The sequence below is a fragment of the Aerococcus sp. UBA6277 genome (assembly GCF_002440555.1).
Classification (GTDB): domain Bacteria; phylum Bacillota; class Bacilli; order Lactobacillales; family Aerococcaceae; genus Aerococcus.
Genome location: NZ_DJUR01000016.1, coordinates 28,762 through 51,199, shown reverse-complemented (window position 1 = coordinate 51,199; position 22,438 = coordinate 28,762). Strand labels below are relative to the sequence as shown.

Sequence of the window (22,438 nt, the reverse complement as noted above, 5' to 3'; positions counted from 1 at the left end):
ACTTGACAGGGGGCAGTTCATAGTCTAGCCTCCTTTTTCGTGCATACCTTGCGTTTTCCAAGCTAATTCAGGATAGCGTCATCGTTACCTATCCTGACCAGTCGTTATAGCTTCCACTGGCTCCTTTCATCATGGAGACCATATTTTCACTATTTTTTGGACTACTTGGCCAAAAATTGCAAATAAAAAAGCCGCTGATGTCATAGACATCAACGACGTTCTTTGAAATCTTATTTAACTGCATCTTTCAATGCTTTACCAGGTTTGAAAGCTGGTACTTTGCTTGCAGGGATTTCGATTTCATCGCCAGTTTGAGGGTTGCGACCTTTACGCGCTGCGCGGTCACGAACTTCAAAACTACCAAAACCGATTAATTGAACTTTTTCACCGTCAGCTAAAAATGCTTCGATTTGTTCGAAAACTGCATCTACAACTGGTGCTACATTTTTTTTAGAATCACCTACTGCATTTGCAACGTTTTGTACTAATTCTGCTTTATTTGCCATTCTAATTTCACCTCCTCCGAAATTCTTTCGGATATATTTATTCTAGAATAAATATATGGGATAATCGAAATGTCTCTCAGATAATCCTTTTATAGAATACCATACAAACCGCTATATAACAACGTTTTTGGTTAAAAATAAGCGTATTTTTAACCTTTTTTGTTATTTTCTGTTTCTTGTGATGATTTGGATAGGCGTGCCTAAAAAATCAAAAGATTTTCTAATTTGATTTGAAAGAAAGCGCTCATATGAGAAGTGCATAAGCTCTTCGTCATTGACAAATGCCACAAAAGTTGGCGGTGCAGTTTTGACCTGTGTTAGGTAATAAATACGTAATTTTCTACCCTTGTCAGATGGTGCTGGGTTAATACGAATCGCATCAACCAATACCTCATTCAATAATGATGATTGAACACGACGATTGTAGTTACCATGAACGTGGGCAATCATTTCTGGTAGTTGCACTAAACGTTGTTTGGTTTCTGCAGATACGAAAATGATTGGTGCATAGTCGATAAACTGGAACTCACGACGAATGTCATCAGTGAATTTCTTCATGGTATGGTTGTCTTTTTCAAGAGTATCCCATTTGTTTACCACAATAATAATCCCGCGTCCTGCTTCATGGGCATAACCAGCGATCGTTTTATCTTGATCCCGGATACCTTCTTCAGCATTTAAGACAACTAGACACACTTGAGCTCTTTCAATTGCACGCATGGCACGCATCACTGAATATTTCTCAGTTGCTTCGTATACTTTACCACGTTTACGGATACCTGCTGTATCAATAATTTTATAAACTTGTCCGTCATCCTCGAAAGATGTATCGATTGCGTCACGAGTTGTCCCCGCTACGTTCGATACGATTACACGGTTCTCACCTAAAATCGCATTGACCAAAGAAGATTTACCTACGTTTGGACGGCCAATTAGGGCGAATGAAATAGTATCATCGTCATCATCATTTTCAATATCGTCTGGTGCCAAGTGGAATACTTCTTCTAGTATGTCCCCAATACCTAAACCGTGAGAGCCAGAAATTGGGTATGGATCGCCTAAACCTAATGAATAGAAATCATAAATTTCCGTTCTTTGTTCAGGGTTATCCACCTTGTTTACTGCCAGTACGACAGGTTTATCTGTCTTACGTAACATACTGGCTATTTGCGAGTCTGTCTTTGTCACACCTTCACGGACATTAGTCATCATGATGATAACATCTGCTTCTTCCATAGCAATTTCAGCTTGCAAGCGAATTTGTGTCATGAAATCTTGATCGTTAAATTCGATACCACCAGTATCAATTACATTTAATTGTTTTCCTAACCATTCACCCTGTGCATAAATTCTATCACGGGTAACGCCAGGTTCATCTTGGACAATTGAAATTCGGTCGCCAACAATGCGGTTAAAAATGGTAGATTTTCCCACGTTTGGACGGCCGACAATGGCAATTGTTAAATTAGACATCGTTTTGCCTCCTTTCAATAGCAAACATTGAAATAAAAAAGGTAGGCGAGTTTCCCCAACCTACCATCAAACCAAACTTATGGTTTATTAATAAAATTATTCGTTATCGTCGCCGAAATCGAAGTTTTTCAATTGGTCACCTAATAAGTCACCGAAAGTGAAACCTGATTCATCGTCAGATGATGCTTGAGCAGCATTGTTACGACGGTTGTTGTTTTGTTTACGAGGTTTGCTTTGACGTTTTTCTTCGCGAGGAGCAGCAGGTTGTGCAGATGCATCAACTTCTGGCGCTTCTTCTAAAGCTTTGATTGATAATGATAAACGTTCGTTTTCAGCATCAACGTCTAAAACTTTAACTTGGATAGCTTGACCTTCTGTCAATTTCTCAGCTGGTGTAGCAATGTGGTCGTGAGAAATTTGAGAGATATGTACTAAACCTTCAACACCTGGGAATACTTCTACGAATGCACCGAAGTCAACTAAACGACGTACAGTACCTTCTAATTCAGCACCTTTAGGCGCTTTTTCTTCAATGTTTTCCCATGGTCCTGGTTGTAAAGCTTTAATAGATAGCGAAATACGTCCACGTTCTTCGTCAACTGAAAGAACTAATACTTCAACTTCTTGTCCTTCGCTTAATACATCTGAAGGATGGTTAACGTGTGCTTGAGCGATTTGAGAGATGTGTACTAAACCATCGATACCACCTAAATCAATAAATGCACCGAAGTTAGCCAAGCGAGCTACTGTACCTGTTACTTTATCGCCTTCTTGGAATGAGTTTAATTTTTCTGCACGTTCAGCGACGCGTTTTTCAGCAGCGATTTCTTTGTGAGATAAGATTAAACGATTTTCGCTAGGTTCAATTTCAACAATTTTAACTTCTAATTCTTGGCCTTTGTATGGAGAGAAATCGTCAACGAAAAAGTCTTCAACCATTGAAGCTGGGATGAAACCACGTACACCCGCATCAACAACTAATCCACCTTTAACTACGCTCTTAACTGGAACAGTGATAGTTTCACCGTTTTCAGCTTTAACTTCTAATTCAGCCCATACTTTTTTCGCTTCGATACGACGGCGAGAAAGTAAGAATGAACCATTTTCTTTTTCTTTGATTTGTTTAATAACAACTAACTCTAAAGTGTCGCCAACTTTAGCAACTTCTTCGATTGAGTCAATTGGTTGAGCAGATAATTCTTTGAAAGGAATAACCCCTTCAACACCTGCGCCTTCGATACCAACAATTACTTGGTTATCGTCGATTGATAATACTTCACCTGTTACTGTATCACCAATTTTTACTTCTACTGATTCTGCAAGAATCTCTTCCATTGATGGAATTTCTTCATTATTTTGATTTTGTTCAAATTCGTTTGACATACTCTAAATCCTCTCCTAAATGTACTACCTCATTCGCACTAAGCCAATGATCAATTATTATTATATCAGTTATTTAAACTATATTCAACATTTTTCCTCAAAGATAATAAAAAGAGGTAGAATTCGCTTGAATTTTACCTCTTTTTGTGATTGTCAGTATTTTTTGCAATATAAATTATGCAATCACACGGTGGATTTCAGCTAATATAGATGCTTCTACTTCTTCAAGTGTTAAATCAGAGGAATCTAACATGACCGCATCTTCTGCAGGTACTAATGGGCTGTCTTCTCGGGTCGAATCATACAAGTCCCGACGCTTAATATCTTCAATCAAGTCTTCAAGATTCATTTCTGAATAACCCTTGGCTTGATTTTCTAAAAATCGACGACGCCCACGTTCTTCAGCAGATGCCGTTAGAAAGATTTTCACTTCTGCATCCGGCAATACAACCGTCCCAATATCACGGCCATCCATTACAACGCCTTGGCCATTTTGGGTGTAGGCTCTTTGTTTTTCAACAAGTACTTGGCGTACTTCAGAAACTGCCGAGTAAGCAGAAACTGCTTTTGAGATACGATCTGTACGAATGGCCTCTGACTGGTCTTGTCCGTTGACTAAGACGCGCTGGTCATTTTCCCCTGGTTCAAAGGTAATATCACTCGCTTCAGCTAACACTTTCAATGCGTCAGCGTCTTCAGCTGGAATGTGTTCATCAAGGGCTAGTAATGTAATTGCCCGGTACATGGCACCTGTATCTAAATAAACATAGGCTAACTTTTTAGCAATTTTTTTGGCAATTGTACTCTTGCCAGACGATGCTGGTCCATCGATTGCGACTTGAATCGCTTTAGACAATCTGTCCACCACTCTTTCATTCTATTAATTTACACGTAATACGGTTCCAGGTCCTATGCTAGAACTTTGTGTTAAACCGTTTAATTCAAGTAATTCATCTAGGGTCATACCGTTGTTCACTGCAATCCGATATAGGTTATCCCCTGCTTGAACAGTATAAGTACCTGTTGATTCAGATGCACTTTCAGAAGAAGCTGATTCTTCTTCGGCTGCGGCTGCTTGTGATTCAGCAATTGAAGCTGATTCAGCGGCACTTTGCGCTGCGGCTTCTGACGCTGCTACTGCTGCATTTGACTCAGCTACACTGGCTGCAATACTTGAAGATTCTTGCTCAGAAGCTAGGCGAGCTGATTCTGATTCTGAGGCAGCTACTGCGCTTTCTGAGGCAGCAACTGATTCAGAGACAGACTCAGAGACAGACTCGGAAGCTGAAATAGATGCTGACTCACTGGCTTTTGAAATTGATTCAACATTTTGCGTTTTAGAAATCATGACTTGCTCAGTTGATTCCGGTTCAGGCACCCTGTCTTCATTATTCATATAGGCAATCAAAAGGAACGGAACAACAATCATCACAAATAGCAAGAAGGCAATTACCTTTGATGTAGTCGAAATCGTATCTTGGTTGTTCTTCTTATTGCGGGCCGTTCTCGTATACTTTTGATTTTTTAAATTCTCAAATTCGCCAAACCCTTGATTCTGAAAGTCATCACTTGTAGGGGGGATTTGGTCAGAAGATGCTGAACTGTCTTGTTCTGAAGCCTGTTCAGTTTCTACTTCTGTATTTTCTTGATTTTTTTTCGCCAACTTGTCCCAGAATTTCATCCATATACCCCTTTCTTAACACTAAGAATTGTACCATGAACCCCTTTTTATGTCAGTATTTCTTTAGGCAATTTAACAAAACTTTATGGACCCATTTCAAGACAATAAGAGCTGCAAACGCCGGGTCCAGCTTTTCTTGAAATCACCATCACGCTGGTCTTTATCGACTGTCACTCGATTCGGTAGATCCATCAAGTCTTGCCATATCGGTTGACTAGCATAGTCAGGTTGGCAATTATTGCAACATAAGACCGGTTTGTCCACTGCCTGTTCGTCAGCTTGATTTAATAAGAAAGTACGGTAACACTGGTCATTAGCCAATAAATCTAACATTTGGTAGATTTGCCGTAACCGTTCCTGACGAAGTTTTTGCGCGTGTTTCTTAGCTTCTTGGTAATCCGTAAAATGATGACGATAAAAGTAAAGCATAGCACCTATTGCATCTGCATACTGGTCTACCTCACTTTGAGTCAATTCTTGCTTAAATAAACGCGCCAACAAATCATCCAACAAGTCTGCCTCGTCTTCTAATAGCCGACGCATTTGCTGCAGTCTAGCCGCCTCACGATTATCATATAAGACAATCGATACTGATTGTTCCTGGTCTCGTCCTGCCCGCCCCACTTCTTGAATAAAGTCTGCCATATTCTTGGGGAGATGGTAATGCAATACAAAGCGGATATGACCATGGTTAATGCCCATACCAAAGGCTGATGTTGCAAAAACAACATCCAATTCATTTTGTAGAAACTGACTTTGGATGATATGCCTATCCTCTAGGCTTCTATCCCCGTGGTAAGAAGCGACTCGCAAATCTGTATGAGCTTTCATCCATTGGTTGAGTTCCTCGAGTTCACTTTTATGGTGGACATAAACAATACCCGGTTTGGGTAGCTTGTCCAACCATTCTTGCAATTTGTTTACCCTCACTTCACCAACATCAATTTCATCGAATAGGTAGAAAATGTTAGGCCGATCAACAGATTCTTTTATCAATTGAATAGCCTCTCCCTCTTCAAATAAGTAAGCTATGATATCTGATAGTGCGGATTGGTTGGCAGTGGCAGATAAGGCTAATGTTTTTGGTTGCTTTAAGAGCTGACGAACTTTTTTTAATTCAGTATATTGCGGTCTAAAGTCATATCCCCATTGAGAAATACAATGGGCTTCATCGACAACTAATAAATGAATGTCCATCCGCTGTAGGACCCGGATTACTTGATCTTTCAGGAGCATTTCTGGTGATAGAAATAGGAATTGATAGTCAGATAGGTGACTTAAAATATAAGCTTGTTCTCTGCGGTCATAGGTCGAATTTAAGGCAATGCCCCGTCCTAACCCCATCCGTTGTAATTGACTAACTTGGTCTTGCATCAGGGAAATCAAGGGCGAAATAATCAAAGTTACCCCAGATTCGTGGTATTGGTTGATTTGGTATATTAAAGATTTACCTCCACCAGTTGGTAAAATGGCCACCACGTTTTCCTGGCGGTCTAAAGCCTCTAAACTCGCCAATTGACCGGGTTTAAACTCTTGATAACCTGTCATTTCTTCCAGGCGCTTATGCCAATCTATCATCATGGGCTCCTTTCTGGTAGACGATATGCCAATACCGATATAACCAATAATCTTTCTCGCCGAATCGCGCTTTAAAGGCTTCGTAATTTTCATCCGGTTCTTGTCTTAAAAGGGGTGAAATGTCTGTCAAATGAAGTTCTTCAACCACCAAAGGTTCAATGATTGCAGGATAACTTAAGGCAATTTCTATGATATGTTCCGTTATGGTAGATAATTTTAACCGTCTTCTATCTGCTATTTTCTGCAGCGTCCAACCTTGATTGATTAAATTTAAAGTATCTTGCGTAGTCTGATTCCAAATTGGGAATTGTTTGCAAACCCCTTGGGCGAAGACTTGCAGCCATTGCGTTTCTGCCTCTAAAGTATGACCACTTACCCAATTTTGATATATTTGGTCCATCAAGGCCTGTTGGCTAATGACGATTGCCCGCTTAGAAATTTGATGGCTTTCTGCTCCTTGTTCAAGGGTTTTTGCCGGTAATTTGGCGCCTTCAAACTGTTCTAGGAAGATAAGGGCTGCCTGGTCTGGAAAGGCAGATAGTTCCTTAGCGAGTTGCTGGTGAAGGCTTTTGCCTATGGCTTGTAAGCCAACTTGGGCCGTGTCTGCCCTTTTGGCCATTGAAATAAAGTCTTTGATCAGCTGCTGGACTTCTAAATCCTGGACGATTGGGCTATAGTGCGGGTTTTTGGCCTGAATATTGGAGAGGACTTGCAGCAATAATTTAAAGGCTAAATGGTGCTTGTGGTGGTGGCTTGGAATAATGAGACCGTTTCGTTTTTGAAGGATATTTTCAAATAGCAAATGCATATAATGACTATGATTTTCTTGACGAAAAATAGCTTCCACCGAGATGTAATCAGCCACATTTTGGATATAGGACATCCATACGTCTTTTTCAAGTTTTGGATAAAGCCCGAAATAGGCAGTTAAATTGTTTGAAAATGCAAAAAAAAGTGTTGTGGCTGTTCGCTTGCCAATCAACACTTGATATATGGAATTAGGGGGTAAGGATTGGACTTTAAAAGCAATCGCCATTAATAAAGTATCCAATCCTATCCCTCCAACATTCCTACTATTATTCTGCTCGACATGATTCTCTAGGTCCTATCATACCAGAAATTTGTCCAGGCTTCACTTTTAATGATGTGAATATTCGCGCGTACCGAATCGATTGACCAAGGTTGGTAAGGTTTGAACTAGGACGAAATGTGCTAGAAGGGAAACCAATACCCCTTTGATTAAGTTGAATGGGATGATACCCGTAAGAATATAAGTTTGCATGTTACCTATATCGAAGTTCATGACTTGCATATAGAATGGTGTGATCACGAAATAGTTTAAGATAGTCATCACTACTGTTAAAGAAAGGGTTGCAGCTAGGTATGTAGCAATCGTTTTGCCGAAATTCATTTCTTTCGCTGATTTATTGCCTGCATAGACTGTCGCCATTTGGTCTTTCAATAAGTAGTAAATTGGCAAGATGTAAGCGATAGTTGCGATAAAGGCTGTTGCATCACCAATTGGAATCCCCATTTCACCACCTGTATACATATAATGTAATCCATTGGCGATTAGGCTGGCAGCAACTGCTTTTTTAGGTCCTGAAATGAATGCAACGAGTAAGATTGGTACGAGTGAGAAGTCTACCTTTAGATAAGGTAAGGCGGGGATGATTGGAAAACCAATGAACATCAATATAAATGATAGTGCCCCAACAATTGCGACCAATACGATTTCCTTAGTGTGATTTTTTCCCATGTGAATTTCTCTCCTTTTCTACTTCATGGGGTTGGCACTCAAAAGTGGAAATAAAAAAACTCTTTCCACCTTCAAGGTAAAAAGAGTATAGGCAAACAGACATAGTCCGCCCATCTTCTTCCATCCTGACTTTACAGTCGGTTCTAGAATTTCACTAGATCAGTCCCAAATGGGAGTCGCGGACTTTACCGCCGATCGGGAATTTCACCCTGCCCTGAAGATTGCTTCAAATTTTATTTAATTACAGTTCCCATTATAACAAGTATCTTACTTTTTTCAAGTATAAAGCTTACTTTTTCTTGGCATTTGCTAATAATTCTTCGATTTCGTGCTTTAATAGGGTTCTGCTATCACCAGGTTTCAACCCTTTAAGGTCTATAGCTCCGTAACGTTCACGTTTCAACTTAGCAACTGGATGTCCAACTGCTTCTAACATTTTACGGACTTGGCGGTTACGACCTTCATGGATAACCAATTCGATAATGGTGGTCTTTTTGTCCTTATCAACAGAAAGAATTTTCGCTTGTGCTGGGGCAGTTTTCACGCCGTCAATTTCAACGCCTCGCTCTAATTGCTTACGTTCTTCTCCGGTAATGACACCCTCAACTTTAGCCACATAGACTTTGTTGATTTCATAGCGTGGGTGCATCAAGGTATTGGCGAATTCACCGTCGTTTGTTAACAACAATAGTCCTGAGGTATTGTAGTCTAATCTCCCTACTGGATAAATCCGTTGTTCGATCCCTGGGAAAAAGTCAGTGACCACTTTCCGGTCTTTGTCATCTTTCACTGCAGAAATCACACCAGTTGGCTTGTAAAATACGTAGTAAACTGGTTCTTCTTTGTAAATTGGTACTTGGTCTACTTCAATACGGTCAGCGTTAGATACCTTATGGCCCAACTCTCTTACAACCTCACCGTTTACTTTCACCCGTCCTGCGGCAATCAATTTTTCAGACTCACGTCTCGAGGCAACACCTGCGTGTGCCATCACTTTTTGTAATCTTTCCATCTTTAAATAACTCCTATTGGTGACCTATTCAGTCGTTTCTTCTGTTTTTATTTGGTTAAAGTCTGTCTGGTTAAAATCTTTTTGCTCAGGTTCACCGTTATCGTCAATTTTAAAAAGTGTCTCTTCATCTACCGAGCCATCTAAGACTAGATTATGAATATCCGGCAAGTCTTCTAAGGACTCCAAACCAAAATATTGGTAGAAGTAAGATGTTACCCCGTAAATAATCGGCCGGCCTGGTGAATCCTGACGGCCCGTTTCCATAATTAAATCTCGCTCTAGTAATTTATGGATCATATTAGATGACTGAACACCTCGAATTTCATCGATCGTCATTCTTGTGACCGGCTGTTGGTAGGCAATAATCGCCAATGTTTCCAATGCCGCTTGAGACAATTTCGTCGCAAAAGGAGAAACCGCGTAATTTTTCACTACTTCACCATATGCTGCCTTAGTCACTAATTGAACACGTTCGTTAATAACGGTAATTCTTAATCCAGATTGTGGGTCATGTTGGAGACGATTTCGCAAAACCATCACGTGGTATAAAGCCCACTCCTGGCCTATCTCTAATAAGTTAGCAAGTTCATCGACAGCAATCCCATCTTCTCCTGCTACGAAAAGTAAACTTTCTATTGCAGCGACTGCATTCATTCACTTTCCTCCCGTCTAATCAATTGAATGTCTGCTCTTAAATCTTCTTGGTATAAGTATAACTCATTTGACTTCACTAATTCCAAAATCGCTAAAAACATACTCACAATTTGACTGCGCGATTGAATTTTCCCAAGAAAAACAGCTTCTTGAAACATTAAAACATCCCGGTCGACCTCAACGAAAGCTTGCCGAATTTCCGCCATTGCAGTCCCTACTGAGTAGGATTCTCCTGCAATCGTGGTTTGGATGGGGTGTTGATTTTTCAAGCGAAAGGCCATCTTTTGAATGGCTCTATACAAGTCATCAGGCGTTAATTGGCGACCCTTCATAGGGATTTTCTCTTGATAAGCCGATAAGTCTGATGGTTGCTTAGTATATTCTAACGACCGTTCAGCTTGTTTATCCGCTAAGATATGGGAAACTTCCTGATATTGCTGGAAAGCAAGTAATTGTTCCACTAGTGAGTCACGTGGATCATCTTCTTCCTCAACCGCTTCTTTGGGCGTTTTTGGTAGCATCATTTGGGTTTTGATTTCCAATAAAGTAGCCGCCATCACCAAATATTCTGACGCAATATCCAGAGATAAGGCTTCATAGGTATGAATATAGGCTAAATATTGATCGGTAACCAAATTGATGGGAATATCAAAAATATCTACCTTTAAGTCTTTAATTAAGTGTAATAGTAAATCAAGCGGCCCTTCAAAGGCCGCTAGATCTAATGTTAATTCACTTGTTTGTTCGTTCATCCTGACACTTGTCTCCTAGACTTGGGGTGTGTTTTCTTGTTTACTATCCAATTCCTTGTCCGACTCTTCTTGACGACGTTTTGCCCATTTTGACAAAATCGGTGAAAGAGAAATTACCCCAGTAAGGGAGTACACTGGAAATTCCTTCTTTAAAGCCGTTAAGAGATCGTATGTAAGACCTTCTTCTCTAAATGAAGGATTGATTGATAGATAACGCACGACTAAAGTATCTGTATCATCATGTTGGTCAAAGCCTACTAAACCGATGATATTATCAGAATCAGCTTCTTTCCATAAATAGATTTTACGTTCTTGCTGATTAATTTTATCCATTTCTTCTGTAAGTTCAGAAAATTCTTTAAACTCAGGGATGTAGGATAATAGGCCCATTACGATTTTCTCGTATCTTCCTATATAAGGCACTAACATCTTTGCCCTCCTTTTACTTTTGCATAATAACAAAGTATGTGTAAGAGTACATTAGCATACATCGTCAATCAAGGCAATTTTTATTAAAAATAATTAAGGGTGATAGAGACCGTATAGCGCAACAACCCTGGAAAATTAGTGCCGTATCACACGCAATGTGATGCAAAATAATTTGAAGCGGACTTGAGCTGGTCGAACCAACCCGACTACGAAAAGGAGGACGCTTTACATCCTTGTTCACTGCTAAGGCATGCGAGGAGGCTCCTGCCTTGGCAATATTTTTTACAATGTGCTTGCTGATAATATAATGTACCTTTTGAATAAATTGTAAAATATATGCATTTTTAACAAATTGACTGATGATAAATTGTCAGCATAAGGTAGTGTATATTTTTTCAAAAAAGGCAGTTTCAGTTTAATTAATGACCGATGACAAGTTGTGGTCCGTCACGATAGTTAATCTTTCCCATATCGATTTCACTAAAAATAGCCAGGTCTAAACAGACCTGACTAGATAGTTGTTGTTAGCCTTTTTTCTCACTTTGTGTTAAAGTATAAGATTGTTTCAGTGTGCCGAATAAGCCTTTGTCTGAGTATGTCAGGACATTTGACTTGTAGAAGTTGGCGGATAACCATAGGCAAAGGATTGAGAATAGTAGTGAAATGATGACCGACAGGATTAATTCTTGGGTCGATACGGTTTCAGCAGCTATTCTGAATGGCATGACAAATGGTGTGAAGAATGGGATTTGTGAGGCTACTCGAACTAAAATATTGTTTGAGAAACCTAGTCCAAACATCCCAATATAAAAACCAATAATACTTAATATAATAATTGGTGTGATCATTTTATTCACGTCTTGTACATTTGAAACAAGTGATCCAAGGAAGGCAACCAATACTGAATAGGTGATGATGCCCAAGAAGGCTAATAAACTGGACCAAGCAATGATAGATGCTGAGTTAGATAACAGGCCTGGAATTGTTTCGTCCCCTAATAGGGCTTGTAATTCTGCTGGCATTGGCGTGTTCATGATCAGGATAAAGATGATGCCTAGTAAGATTGCGTAGAAGGCAACTTGTGTCAGCAATACGAGGAAAATCCCCAACATTTTACCCATAAAATGGGTGGTTGATGAAATGGAAGATAGGACAATTTCCATGATGCGTGATCCTTTTTCCACGGCAATTTCTTGCGAAATGATAGAGATATAATTCATGACAAACATGAATACAATAAAGGATACAAGGTAGGCGACACCTGTTCGTACCATAGATTGAATGTCTTGGTCACTTTTGCTGGTACCGGATTCTAAATCAATGGTCTGGCTATGGATGGCCACGTTTGAATCGAGTAAATGACTGGATTCTTCTTCCGTCAGGCCTAATGCTTGCGCCCGGTTGGATAATTGAATACTTTCTAATACAGTTTGGAAGCCAGTAGTTGATATGTTCTTTCCGGTATTACTTTTGTAGAATTCAACATGGATGGCTTCTGGATCACTTTCGTCAATGACTAGGTAGCCATCAATTTCTTCGTTTACAAGCGCTTCTGCTGCCTGGTCGACATCTTGGTCAAAAATCAATTGGTTCTGGCCATTGTCTTCAGTTTCAATTGCGCTGGCTGTTTGGTCAGTAGCACCAATGATGGCTACCGTACCGATTGAATCAGAGGCGGTTGCCATACCGATAACACCTGAAATAATAGCCACTACAGCAACCATCAAGATTGGGCTTAGTAATAGCATGACAAATGACCATGAAAAGACATTTTTCTTGTAGACCTCTTCAATAATAATACCTAAACGACTATTTCTCATGACGTCCACCTGCTTCCATTTTAAATATTTCATCTAGTGTTGGCGGTTGTTGGCTAAAGGATTGAATGTATTCACCTTTTGAGATGGTCTTGAACAATTCAGGCCCTATATTTTCATCTTCTAGGATTAACTTATATTCCCCTGTTGTTAATTTGCTAACCGATTCCACCCCTTCTAAGGCGGCTAGGGCTTCTTGATCCCATCCTTCAGCTTGGACGAATAATCTTGTTTTTCCGTAGGCATCACGCACTTGATTAATTGGCCCGTAAAGTTTCTGCTCCCCGTTATGAATCATAATAACTGAATCACAAACATCTTGGACGTTGGCCATATTATGACTTGAAAAAATGATACATGCGCCTTGATCGCGCAGTCGTAGAATACCTTCCATCAAAAAGCCTGCATTCACTGGGTCTAATCCTGAAAATGGCTCATCTAAAATGACCAATTTTGGTTCATGGATTAAGGTGGCAATCAATTGAACCTTTTGTTGGTTCCCTTTGGATAAGGTTTTAATCTTATCTTTACGGTCACCTTTAACATTGAAGTTTTCTAGCCATTCATCAATTTTGGCATTGATTTCTTTCTTTTTCATGCCACGCAAGCGGGCAAAATACATGATTTGTTTTTCAATGGTCATGGTCTCATAAAGTCCACGTTCCTCGGGTAAGTATCCCACCGTGTCATACACTTTCTTCATATGTAAGGGTTGGCCGTCCCATTTAACTTGCCCCCCCATTTTCTGGTGTTAGAAAATTTAGAATCATTCGAAAAATTGTCGTTTTGCCAGATCCATTCTGGCCAACAATTCCAAGTATGGTGCCCGGTTGAATTTCAAATGATACATCATCTACTGCGACAACTCTGCCGAAGGTTTTTCGTAGATGTTCTACTTGTAACATACACTTTCTCCTCCCTTTGCTTTCTTATGTTTTCTCTGTTTCTTTCCCTTGTTCTGCCGAAATGACTTGTTTAAGGCAAAAATCCAAGTAATTCAACGAATTTTATTGCACCCATATATACATTATAAATTACATGAAGCAATTTGTGGCTTCAAACCAGGTAATAAATAACCATTTTCTGAAAACATGCAAAAAAAAGGCAGGATAATCCTGCCTTTTTAGTTGAGTATGGGGTTATGCAAACATTTCTTGTATTTTTATGCCCGCGGATGATTTTGGTGATAAATATCCTTCATATGTTGGGCATGAATATGCGTGTATATTTGCGTTGTTGAAATATCAGAGTGGCCAAGGAGTTCTTGGACAACTCTTAAGTCCGCCCCATTTTCAAGTAAATGGGTGGCAAAGGAATGGCGGAGGGTATGGGGACTGATGTCTTTGGTGATATGAGCCATAACCACCATCTTCTTCAAGTTCTTCCAAACACCTTGTCTAGATAAAGGCTTACCCCGGTTATTCACGAATAAATAGCCTTGGGTCTCGTCCTCATCTTTTACTAGTTTTGGACGCCCTTCTGTTAGATACTTGTTAATCCAGTCTTCTGCCATCTCACCGATTGGGACTAGTCTTTCTTTATCCCCTTTACCAATGGTTTGGATAAAGCCCATATCTAAATGAATGTCTTCTAGTTTGATATGGATGATTTCAGATACCCGCATGCCGGTTGAATACAGGGTTTCTAACAAGGTTCTATCCCGCAACCCTAGTGGTTTAGTGATATCTGGCGTCGCTAAAATCCGATCAACTTCGTCTAAGGTTAAAACAGCTGGTAAATGTTGGGTTTTCTTAGGTAAAGAAATCTTCTCCATTGGATTGTCTTCAATGACCCCATCCAATTTTAGGTAGCGGAAGAAATGACGCAAGGTTGACACGTAATGTGACCGGGTTGACGTGGCCAAATGGTCTTCGTCCATCCACTTTAAATGGTCTAACACTGTATCCTGACTAATAACTTGGACTTTTTCAATGCCTTGTCGATTTAAATAGGTCATCATTCGGTTTAATTCTTGCTTGTAGGAGATGATGGAATTTTCTGCCAACCCTTCTTCTACGCGCATGGTATTTAAAAAATCTTCAATCACTTCAGTTAGCTTCATGCTTACCCTTTCTTCACTTCACAAAAACATATATAGTCAAAGGTTTACCTACTTGATGGATGATATAATTTTCCAAAAAATGAAATGCATCAAACTACGCGGATAAACTTTTAATGACTCATTATTTAAGACGGATGCCGCCTTCGACTTGTTCAACTTGACCATTCTTCAATAAGTTCCCTAAGGCACGCTTGAATTGTGCTTTAGAGATGCCAAAGTATTCACGGATATCATCTGGATTCGATTTATCGTGGTATGGCAAGAAATGATTCGGTTGGCGTTGTAACAAGGCCAAAATCATTTGTGCATCCTCAGAAATTACCGTGTGGGCTAATGGTTTCAAGGACATATTCAAGTTCCCATTTTGTCCGATACCGATGACACGCCCTTGGACTTCTTGTCCTAAATGTGGTTCTTCCAAGCGTTCACTTTCATGGATAAAGGCTAGAAAGTAGTCATCTGTAATTACATAAGTCCCCACTAATTTTGCGTGGTAGACGGTCCCTTTTACTTCTTGGTTGGTCCAAGATTTTGATTGGGGTGATAGTTTGTTGGTAATGTGTTGGAAAACTTGGTCTTCAGCTAATTTACCCCAAATCCGTTCTTTTTTATCCACTTCTAAACGGATAAATAAGCGGTCGCCTTTTTTCGGCCATAGGTGTTTTTCACTTGGTAGGTCATCTAAAGAAACCACAATTTCCTTGTCCGCTAAACCAATATCTACAAAGACCCCCAAGTCTTTACGGACTGCAGTAACCGTTGACCAACCATAACGTCCTTGACGAACGTCAGGTAATTGGGTGGTCATCATTTTAGTGTGTTTCATATTTTCATAGATGAAACCTTGAACCGCATCACCTAATTGGTAATCCCCTTCGTTCTTATCAAGTTGATAAGTAATACCCTCTTTTTGTACTGAATAAAATTTGTCATTTTGATCGGTTACTAACGCTGTAGTAACGGTCCCTAATTGTGCGCTCATATATTTTCTCCTTAAAACGGTGCTTTTGCATGTTAATCTCATTGTATCATATTTATTAATTACTTGGCCGCAGCTTCATTCTTCAAACATCAGATTATACTCGATTCTCAACTAAAGGTAAACGTCGATTATGCAAATAATGTATAAGTTGTCATTGTTCCGCCTTTTTTTGCATGAAAAAAGGAGGCCCGCACTTAAGCTGATACCTCCTTTTTACACAAGTACATTTTAATTAATTCATTTCACACATTTTCCTAATTACTTCTGCGGTTTCATGTGCATCGCTTTGACGAACATCCAGTAGGTAATTCGACACTTCCTCGTATAAAGGAATTCGGCGTTCATACTTGGCAGCCATTTGACATTTACTATTGGCATTGACTAAAGGGCGGTCATTGTTACCGGGACCACCACGATTAATCCGTTGCCACGAGGTTTCAAAGGTATCTTGTAAGTAGAAAACCTTGTCATGTTGGGCTAGCAGTTGACGGCATTCAGCCGTTTCCACAATACCACCACCGGTTGAAATCACTAAAGCGGCATTTTCTTCAGCCTCTAGTAATTCCGTCAAGATTTGAAACTCCAATAATCTAAAACCCGATTCTCCAATTTGATCAAAGATTTCTGCAATCGTCTGACCTCGACGGGTCTCGATATACAAGTCCATGTCCACAAATGGGACCCCTAACTTGTTGGCCAAAATGCGCCCGACTGTTGTCTTTCCGACACCCATAAATCCTGTTAATATGATTGGCATCCTTTGATCAACCTTTCATTTCCAATTTGGTGATTTACGCGCTTAAAGCGGCTAAGTCATCGAAGAAGCTTGGGAAAGAAATGTTGACTGCTTCAGGGCGAGCCAAGTTGACAGTTCCTTCTTTTACCAATAAAGCAGCAACTTGTAGCATCATACCAATACGGTGATCACCGTAACTATCCACATCCGCTGCGTGCAATGGTGTTGGACCAGTAATAATCATGCCATCTTCAGTTTCTTCGATGTTGGCACCCATTTTATTTAATTCTTGGGCTGTGACCTGAATACGGTCAGTTTCTTTTACTTTTAATTCTTCAGCGTTGCGAATCACTGTCCGACCTTCCGCTTGGGTAGCCGCTAAAGCGATAATTGGAATTTCATCAATTAATGCTGGAATAATGTCGCCACCAAATTCTGTTGCTTTTAAGTCGCTGGCAGAAACAGTTAAGTCACCGCTCAAGCCTCCTTCATGCAAGCATGTTTCGATGTTGGCACCCATATTGTGCAAGACTTCAATAATCCCAGCTCGGGTTGGATTTAAACCAACATTTGGCATGTGGAGTTTAGACCCTTTAACTAATAGTGCAGCAACAATGAAGAAGGCTGCTGAAGAAATATCTGCTGGGACTGTAATATCCGTAGCTGTTAAGCTTTGGCCACCTTCTAGATAGATGTCTTTATCGTCTACTTTTAGTTCAACGCCAAAGTTTTTTAACATGTTTTCAGTGTGGTCACGTGACCGCTCTTTTTCATGGATAATTGTTGTACCTTTAGCAGATAAACCTGCCAGTAAGATTGCTGATTTTACCTGGGCAGATGCCACTGGCATATCATATTCGATGGCATTTAAGTGGTCAACTGGTTGGATATACAAAGGCGCAAACTCGCTACCTTCTGAACCAGATATCGATGCCCCCATTTGACGTAATGGTAGCATAACACGGTTCATTGGTCGCTTTGATAGAGATTCGTCACCAATCATTTTAATTTTAAATGGAAATCCTGAAAAAAGTCCTGCCAGTAAACGCATGGTCGTACCGGAGTTTCCAGCATCTAAGGCATGATTTGGTGCTGTTAAGCCTTCAATACCCTTACCGTGAACGACGACAGACCCATCTGCCTCTTCATCAATTTGAACACCTAAATCACGGAAGATATTCATGGTTGAAATACAGTCTTCCGCATGTAGAAAGCCTTCAATTTTTGTGGTGCCTTTAGCAATAGAAGCGAACATGATCGCCCGGTGAGAAATTGATTTATCACCAGGAATCGTGATTGTCCCTTCTAATGGATTGGCATCAATCATTAATTCTTTCATGGATGTCTTACTCTCCTTCATTTTGCCAAATGTCAGGGTTTTTAGCGTATTCACGGTAGTTGTTTACTGCTTTGACTAATTCATTGTAGTCATCATGTGGGAATTTTTCTAAAATTGCTTGGGCTAATTCAGTAGCGATTACTGTCTCACCAATAATGGCTGCACGTGGTACCGCCGTAATGTCAGAACGTTCAATCGACGCTTTGTAAGGTTCTTTGGTGTAGATATCCACTGATTGTAATGGATGGTATTGTGTTGGAATTGGTTTTTTGTATCCACGGACAATAATTGGCATACCAGTTGTCATACCACCTTCAAAACCACCCATATGATTGGTTAAACGGTAGAAACCTTGTGTATCGTCGTAGGCAATTTCATCCATTAATTCGTTACCAAAACGGCTAGCCACTTCAACACCATCACCGATTTCAGCCGCTTTAAAGGCGTTAATCGATACCATAGCACCTACTAATTTAGCGTCTAATTTCTTGTCCCAATGTGTGTATGAACCTAAACCAGCAGGAACATTTTTAGCAATCACTTCGATAACCCCACCTAAAGTAGTGCCATCTTTTTTCGCTTGGTCAATTTTCGCTTTGATTTCTTCATCAATTGAGTGGTCAATCATTTTTAATTCTGATTCATCCGTTGTTTGACGGATTTCTTCATAAGAAAGACTTGTTGCATCAACCTTACCTTCAACGCCACCTAAAGCTTTAACGTAAGCGATGATTTCAATATCTAAGCCATCTAAGATTTGTTCGGCAATAGAACCCACGGCTACACGCATCGTTGTTTCACGAGCAGATGAACGCTCTAAAACGTTACGTAGGTCTTTAAAACCGTATTTGATCCCACCAACTAAGTCAGCATGCCCCGGGCGTGGATGATGTACAGTACGACGTTTTTTAATACCCTCTTCTACATCTTCTGCACTCATGATTTCAGTCCATTTTTTAAAGTCTCTATTTTCAACAATCAACGTAATTGGTGAACCTAAAGTTAATCCATGGCGAACACCTGAAGTAATGCGCACTTGATCTTTTTCAATTTTCATACGATTACCTGCACCATAACCCATTTGACGGCGAGCAAGATTCTCGTTGATTTTATCTATATCGATTGGTAAGTTTGCTGGAACGCCTTCAATGATCGCAGTTTCCAATGGACCATGTGATTCACCAGCTGTAATGAAACGTAGCATGTACAGTTTCCTCCTAATTTTTCAATTTCTCTTATCCATTTTAGCCTTTATTTCCAATAGGGGCAATTATATTTGTACAAAAATTAGAAAATAATGAAGAATTCATCGAATCATTTAATATAATGTATCATTTTATGAAAAAGAAAAGTGTTGACCGAGCTAACAAAGCTCAGTCAACACTTTTTAAATGTCCGAATAATAGATTTTAGTGACTCAGGTTAAGAAAGATTAGATAGTTGTAGTTGCACCGTTATAAACGATACCACGACGAGCATCAACTGTTACTAATTGGCCGTTTTCAATTGAAGAAGTTGCATTTTCTGCACCTACAACAACTGGAATACCATTTTCTACACCTAATACTGCTGCATGGCTTGTTAATCCACCTTTTTCAACAACTACTGCTGCAGCGTTTTTAATTGCCTCATTGTAGTCGTTGTCAGTTGATTTCACAACTAATACAGAGTTAGCTTTTACGTTAGCTACTGCATCTGCTGCGTTGTCTACAACTACTGCATGACCAACAACAGATTTTTCACCAATACCAGAACCTGATACTAATTTTTCACCAATAACTTGGATTTTCATCAAGTTAGTAGTACCTTTTTCACCAACTGGTACACCAGCAGAGATGATGATTGTATCACCGTCGTGAGCGTAGCCAGATTCTTTCGCTACAGTACCTGCTAATGACATCATTTCATCAGTTGAAGCTGGTTTTTCCACAACAAATGGCTCTACACCCCAAGCTAAAACTAATTTACGTGCTTGGCTTTCAGAGAAAGTTAAAGCGATAATTTTAGCGCTTGGACGGTATTTAGAAATCATTTTCGCAGTGTGACCAGATTCAGTCGCTGCAACGATTGTTGAAACGCTTAAGCTACGAGCAGTGTAAGCAACAGATTGACTAATTGCTTCTGCCATGTCGCCTTCTGTACTTGGTTTCAATGAACTAATGTCAGTTTTCGCTTCTTCACGTCCTTCAGTTACTAAGGCAATACGGTTCATTGTTTGAACTGCTTCTACTGGATAGTCACCAGCAGCAGTTTCACCTGAAAGCATGATTGCGTCCGTACCATCAAAGATTGCGTTAGCAACGTCAGATGCTTCTGCACGAGTAGGACGTGGGTTAGATTGCATTGAATCTAACATTTGTGTAGCTGTAATAACCGGTTTACCAGCTAAGTTACATTTACGGATCATTTCTTTTTGTACAACTGGTACTAGTTCAGCTGGGATTTCTACCCCTAAGTCACCACGAGCAACCATTAAACCATCAGATACAGATAAGATATCGTCTAAGTTATCTACACCTTCTTGGTTTTCAATTTTAGGGATGATTTGAACTGATTCGTTACCAGTTTCTTCTAGAATTTCACGGATTTCTAAGACATCACCTGGTTTACGTACGAATGACGCTGCAATATAGTCAATATCATTTTCTAGACCGAAACGGATATCATTTGCATCTTTTTCAGTAATACCTGGCAATTGAACAGAAACGCCCGGTACGTTGACACCTTTTTTATCTTTGATGACACCAGTGTTTTGTACTTCAGTAACGATTTCGTTGTTTGCAGTGTCGATATCAGTTACTAATAAGTCTATTAAACCATCATCAATTAAGATATGAGAACCTTTTTCTACGTCATTAATCAATTCAGTGTATGTAATTGAGAATTTTGTTTCGTCACCCTCAACTTCTGTCATTGACACACGAACTTCAGAACCTTTAACCAATGTTACAGGTTTGTGGTCTTTCATGTTGTTTGTACGAATTTCAGGACCTTTAGTATCTAATAAGATTGCAACGCGACGACCGGTTTTTTCTGAAGCCTCACGGATGTTATTGATACGTGCTAAATGTTCGTCGTGATCTCCATGAGAGAAGTTCAAACGAGCAACGTTCATACCTGATTCAATCAGTTGAACTAAAGTGTCTACAGACTCCGATGCGGGTCCAATGGTACATACAATCTTGGTATTTTTTTCCATAATGATTAATGCATCCTTTCTTAGAAAAAATTAAAATGAAATTTCTGAGTTGATATTGTATAGGTCTACTTGAGACGTATGAGAGTGACCTTTTGATTGCAATGCTTCGTTAATATCAGTAGAGATAATCTTTTCACCGCTAATACCTACACAAACACCGCTGGCACCGTTGTGTAATAATTCCACAGCATTGAAGCCGAATAGTGCTGCCAATACACGGTCACGAGCTGTTGGTGCACCACCACGCTGAACGTGACCTAATACGGTAACACGTGCATGGTAGTCATCATATTCGTAAAGTTTATCAGCAAATTCATGACCTTCCATTACACCTTCAGCAAGGATAATAATAGAGTGTTTCTTACCACGACGACGACCGTCTTCGATATTTGCAACAATATCATCCATATTAAAATCTGCTTCTGGAATAATAATTTGTTCAGCCCCTGAACCGATACCAGTCCAAACGGCAATATCACCTGCATTACGACCCATCACTTCAATAATAAATGTACGAAGATGACTAGTTGCTGTGTCACGAATTTTATCGATAGCTTCTAAGGCAGTGTTACAAGCAGTGTCGAAACCAATTGTATACTCGGTACCAGGAATATCATTATCGATTGTTCCAGGAATACCGACAGTTTGAATACCTTCTGCCGCTAATGCTGCTGCACCTCGGTATGAACCGTCCCCACCGATTACTACTAAAGAATCAATACCGTGTTTTTTTAATTGTTCAATCGCTGGTCTACGGCCTTCTTCATCCTGAAATTCAGGATAACGGGCAGTATACAGCATAGTGCCTCCACGAGCAGTCAAATCACTCACATCGCGTTCCGCCATTTGGAAAATATCGCCTTCAGCTAAGCCACGATAACCGTAGCGAATACCGAATACTTCATCTCCATCATGAATTGCTTTACGGACAACTGCTCTAATAGCTGCGTTCATACCAGGGGCGTCTCCACCACTAGTTAAAACTCCTATACGTTTTCCCATTTTTCCACCTCAATTAATTTATTTATAGTGTTATTCTACCATTTTTCATAGCTAATGTCTTACGTTTTATCAAT

At 39.9% G+C, this 22,438-nt stretch carries 20 protein-coding genes, 1 pseudogene and 1 riboswitch; all 21 genes and pseudogenes read right to left on the bottom strand.

Going from position 1 to position 22,438, the window contains the following annotated elements; genetic code table 11:
* Positions 1-230 precede the first annotated feature (230 nt).
* The 21 genes and pseudogenes from B2V22_RS02805 to pfkA all read right to left on the bottom strand — a co-directional run bounded on the left by B2V22_RS02805 (position 231) and on the right by pfkA (position 22,364).
* A complete protein-coding gene (locus B2V22_RS02805; protein ID WP_290490400.1) occupies positions 231-506 on the bottom strand; it encodes an HU family DNA-binding protein in 276 nt (91 codons plus the stop codon).
* Positions 507-668: 162 nt separating this feature from the next.
* Positions 669-1,979, bottom strand: coding sequence for a ribosome biogenesis GTPase Der (der, locus tag B2V22_RS02800; RefSeq protein ID WP_290490398.1), 1,311 nt, complete (start codon positions 1,977-1,979; stop codon positions 669-671).
* A 96-nt stretch (positions 1,980-2,075) separates the two neighbouring features.
* Positions 2,076-3,362: a 30S ribosomal protein S1 gene (gene rpsA, locus B2V22_RS02795; protein WP_396159486.1), complete on the bottom strand. Its 1,287-nt coding sequence runs from the start codon at positions 3,360-3,362 to the stop codon at positions 2,076-2,078.
* Positions 3,363-3,537: 175 nt separating this feature from the next.
* Positions 3,538-4,218: a (d)CMP kinase gene (gene cmk, locus B2V22_RS02790; RefSeq protein ID WP_290490396.1), complete on the bottom strand. Its 681-nt coding sequence runs from the start codon at positions 4,216-4,218 to the stop codon at positions 3,538-3,540.
* A gap of 24 nt (positions 4,219-4,242) precedes the next feature.
* A complete protein-coding gene (locus tag B2V22_RS02785; RefSeq protein WP_290490394.1) occupies positions 4,243-5,043 on the bottom strand; it encodes a LysM peptidoglycan-binding domain-containing protein in 801 nt (266 codons plus the stop codon).
* A gap of 96 nt (positions 5,044-5,139) precedes the next feature.
* Positions 5,140-6,621, bottom strand: a complete 1,482-nt coding sequence (locus B2V22_RS02780) for a RecQ family ATP-dependent DNA helicase (protein ID WP_290490392.1) — start codon at positions 6,619-6,621, stop codon at positions 5,140-5,142.
* Complete coding sequence (locus tag B2V22_RS02775; RefSeq protein WP_290490390.1) at positions 6,605-7,672, bottom strand: helix-turn-helix domain-containing protein; 1,068 nt, start codon at positions 7,670-7,672, stop codon at positions 6,605-6,607. The genes B2V22_RS02780 and B2V22_RS02775 overlap by 17 nt, the downstream gene beginning before the upstream one ends.
* An 87-nt stretch (positions 7,673-7,759) precedes the next feature.
* Positions 7,760-8,380, bottom strand: a complete 621-nt coding sequence (locus B2V22_RS02770) for an ECF transporter S component (RefSeq protein ID WP_290490388.1) — start codon at positions 8,378-8,380, stop codon at positions 7,760-7,762.
* A gap of 108 nt (positions 8,381-8,488) precedes the next feature.
* Positions 8,489-8,606: riboswitch (FMN riboswitch) on the bottom strand.
* Positions 8,607-8,669: 63 nt separating this feature from the next.
* Positions 8,670-9,392, bottom strand: coding sequence for a pseudouridine synthase (locus B2V22_RS02765; RefSeq protein WP_290490386.1), 723 nt, complete (start codon positions 9,390-9,392; stop codon positions 8,670-8,672).
* A gap of 24 nt (positions 9,393-9,416) precedes the next feature.
* The gene (gene scpB / locus B2V22_RS02760) at positions 9,417-10,046 is read right to left on the bottom strand and encodes an SMC-Scp complex subunit ScpB (RefSeq protein ID WP_290490384.1); all 630 of its coding nucleotides are present in this window, start codon (positions 10,044-10,046) and stop codon (positions 9,417-9,419) included.
* Positions 10,043-10,798 (bottom strand): segregation/condensation protein A, encoded by a 756-nt coding sequence (locus B2V22_RS02755; protein WP_290490382.1) that lies wholly within the window; start codon positions 10,796-10,798, stop codon positions 10,043-10,045. Before B2V22_RS02755 ends, scpB begins: the two co-directional genes overlap by 4 nt.
* Positions 10,799-10,813: 15 nt before the next feature.
* Positions 10,814-11,227, bottom strand: coding sequence for a GNAT family N-acetyltransferase (locus B2V22_RS02750; RefSeq protein WP_290490380.1), 414 nt, complete (start codon positions 11,225-11,227; stop codon positions 10,814-10,816).
* A gap of 524 nt (positions 11,228-11,751) precedes the next feature.
* The gene (locus B2V22_RS02745; RefSeq protein WP_290490379.1) at positions 11,752-13,047 is read right to left on the bottom strand and encodes an ABC transporter permease; all 1,296 of its coding nucleotides are present in this window, start codon (positions 13,045-13,047) and stop codon (positions 11,752-11,754) included.
* A pseudogene (locus tag B2V22_RS02740) lies at positions 13,037-13,949 on the bottom strand (ABC transporter ATP-binding protein). Before B2V22_RS02740 ends, B2V22_RS02745 begins: the two are co-directional and overlap by 11 nt.
* Positions 13,950-14,206: 257 nt before the next feature.
* A complete protein-coding gene (gene xerD / locus B2V22_RS02735; protein ID WP_290490378.1) occupies positions 14,207-15,106 on the bottom strand; it encodes a site-specific tyrosine recombinase XerD in 900 nt (299 codons plus the stop codon).
* 121 nt (positions 15,107-15,227) lie between these two features.
* A complete protein-coding gene (locus B2V22_RS02730) occupies positions 15,228-16,088 on the bottom strand; it encodes a CvfB family protein (RefSeq protein WP_290490376.1) in 861 nt (286 codons plus the stop codon).
* Between the two features lie 232 nt (positions 16,089-16,320).
* Positions 16,321-16,845 carry a shikimate kinase gene (locus B2V22_RS02725; RefSeq protein ID WP_290490374.1) on the bottom strand — a complete coding sequence of 175 codons (525 nt, stop codon included), beginning with the start codon at positions 16,843-16,845 and terminating at the stop codon, positions 16,321-16,323.
* A 34-nt stretch (positions 16,846-16,879) separates the two neighbouring features.
* A complete protein-coding gene (gene aroA, locus B2V22_RS02720; RefSeq protein ID WP_290490372.1) occupies positions 16,880-18,163 on the bottom strand; it encodes a 3-phosphoshikimate 1-carboxyvinyltransferase in 1,284 nt (427 codons plus the stop codon).
* A 7-nt stretch (positions 18,164-18,170) separates the two neighbouring features.
* Entirely contained in the window at positions 18,171-19,367 is a 1,197-nt protein-coding gene (gene aroC, locus B2V22_RS02715; protein WP_290490370.1) for a chorismate synthase, read from the bottom strand.
* Positions 19,368-19,595: 228 nt separating this feature from the next.
* On the bottom strand, positions 19,596-21,362 hold the full coding sequence (pyk, locus tag B2V22_RS02710; RefSeq protein ID WP_290490368.1) for a pyruvate kinase: 1,767 nt from the start codon (positions 21,360-21,362) through the stop codon (positions 19,596-19,598).
* A gap of 30 nt (positions 21,363-21,392) precedes the next feature.
* Positions 21,393-22,364 (bottom strand): 6-phosphofructokinase, encoded by a 972-nt coding sequence (gene pfkA, locus B2V22_RS02705; protein ID WP_290490366.1) that lies wholly within the window; start codon positions 22,362-22,364, stop codon positions 21,393-21,395.
* Positions 22,365-22,438: the final 74 nt, after the last annotated feature.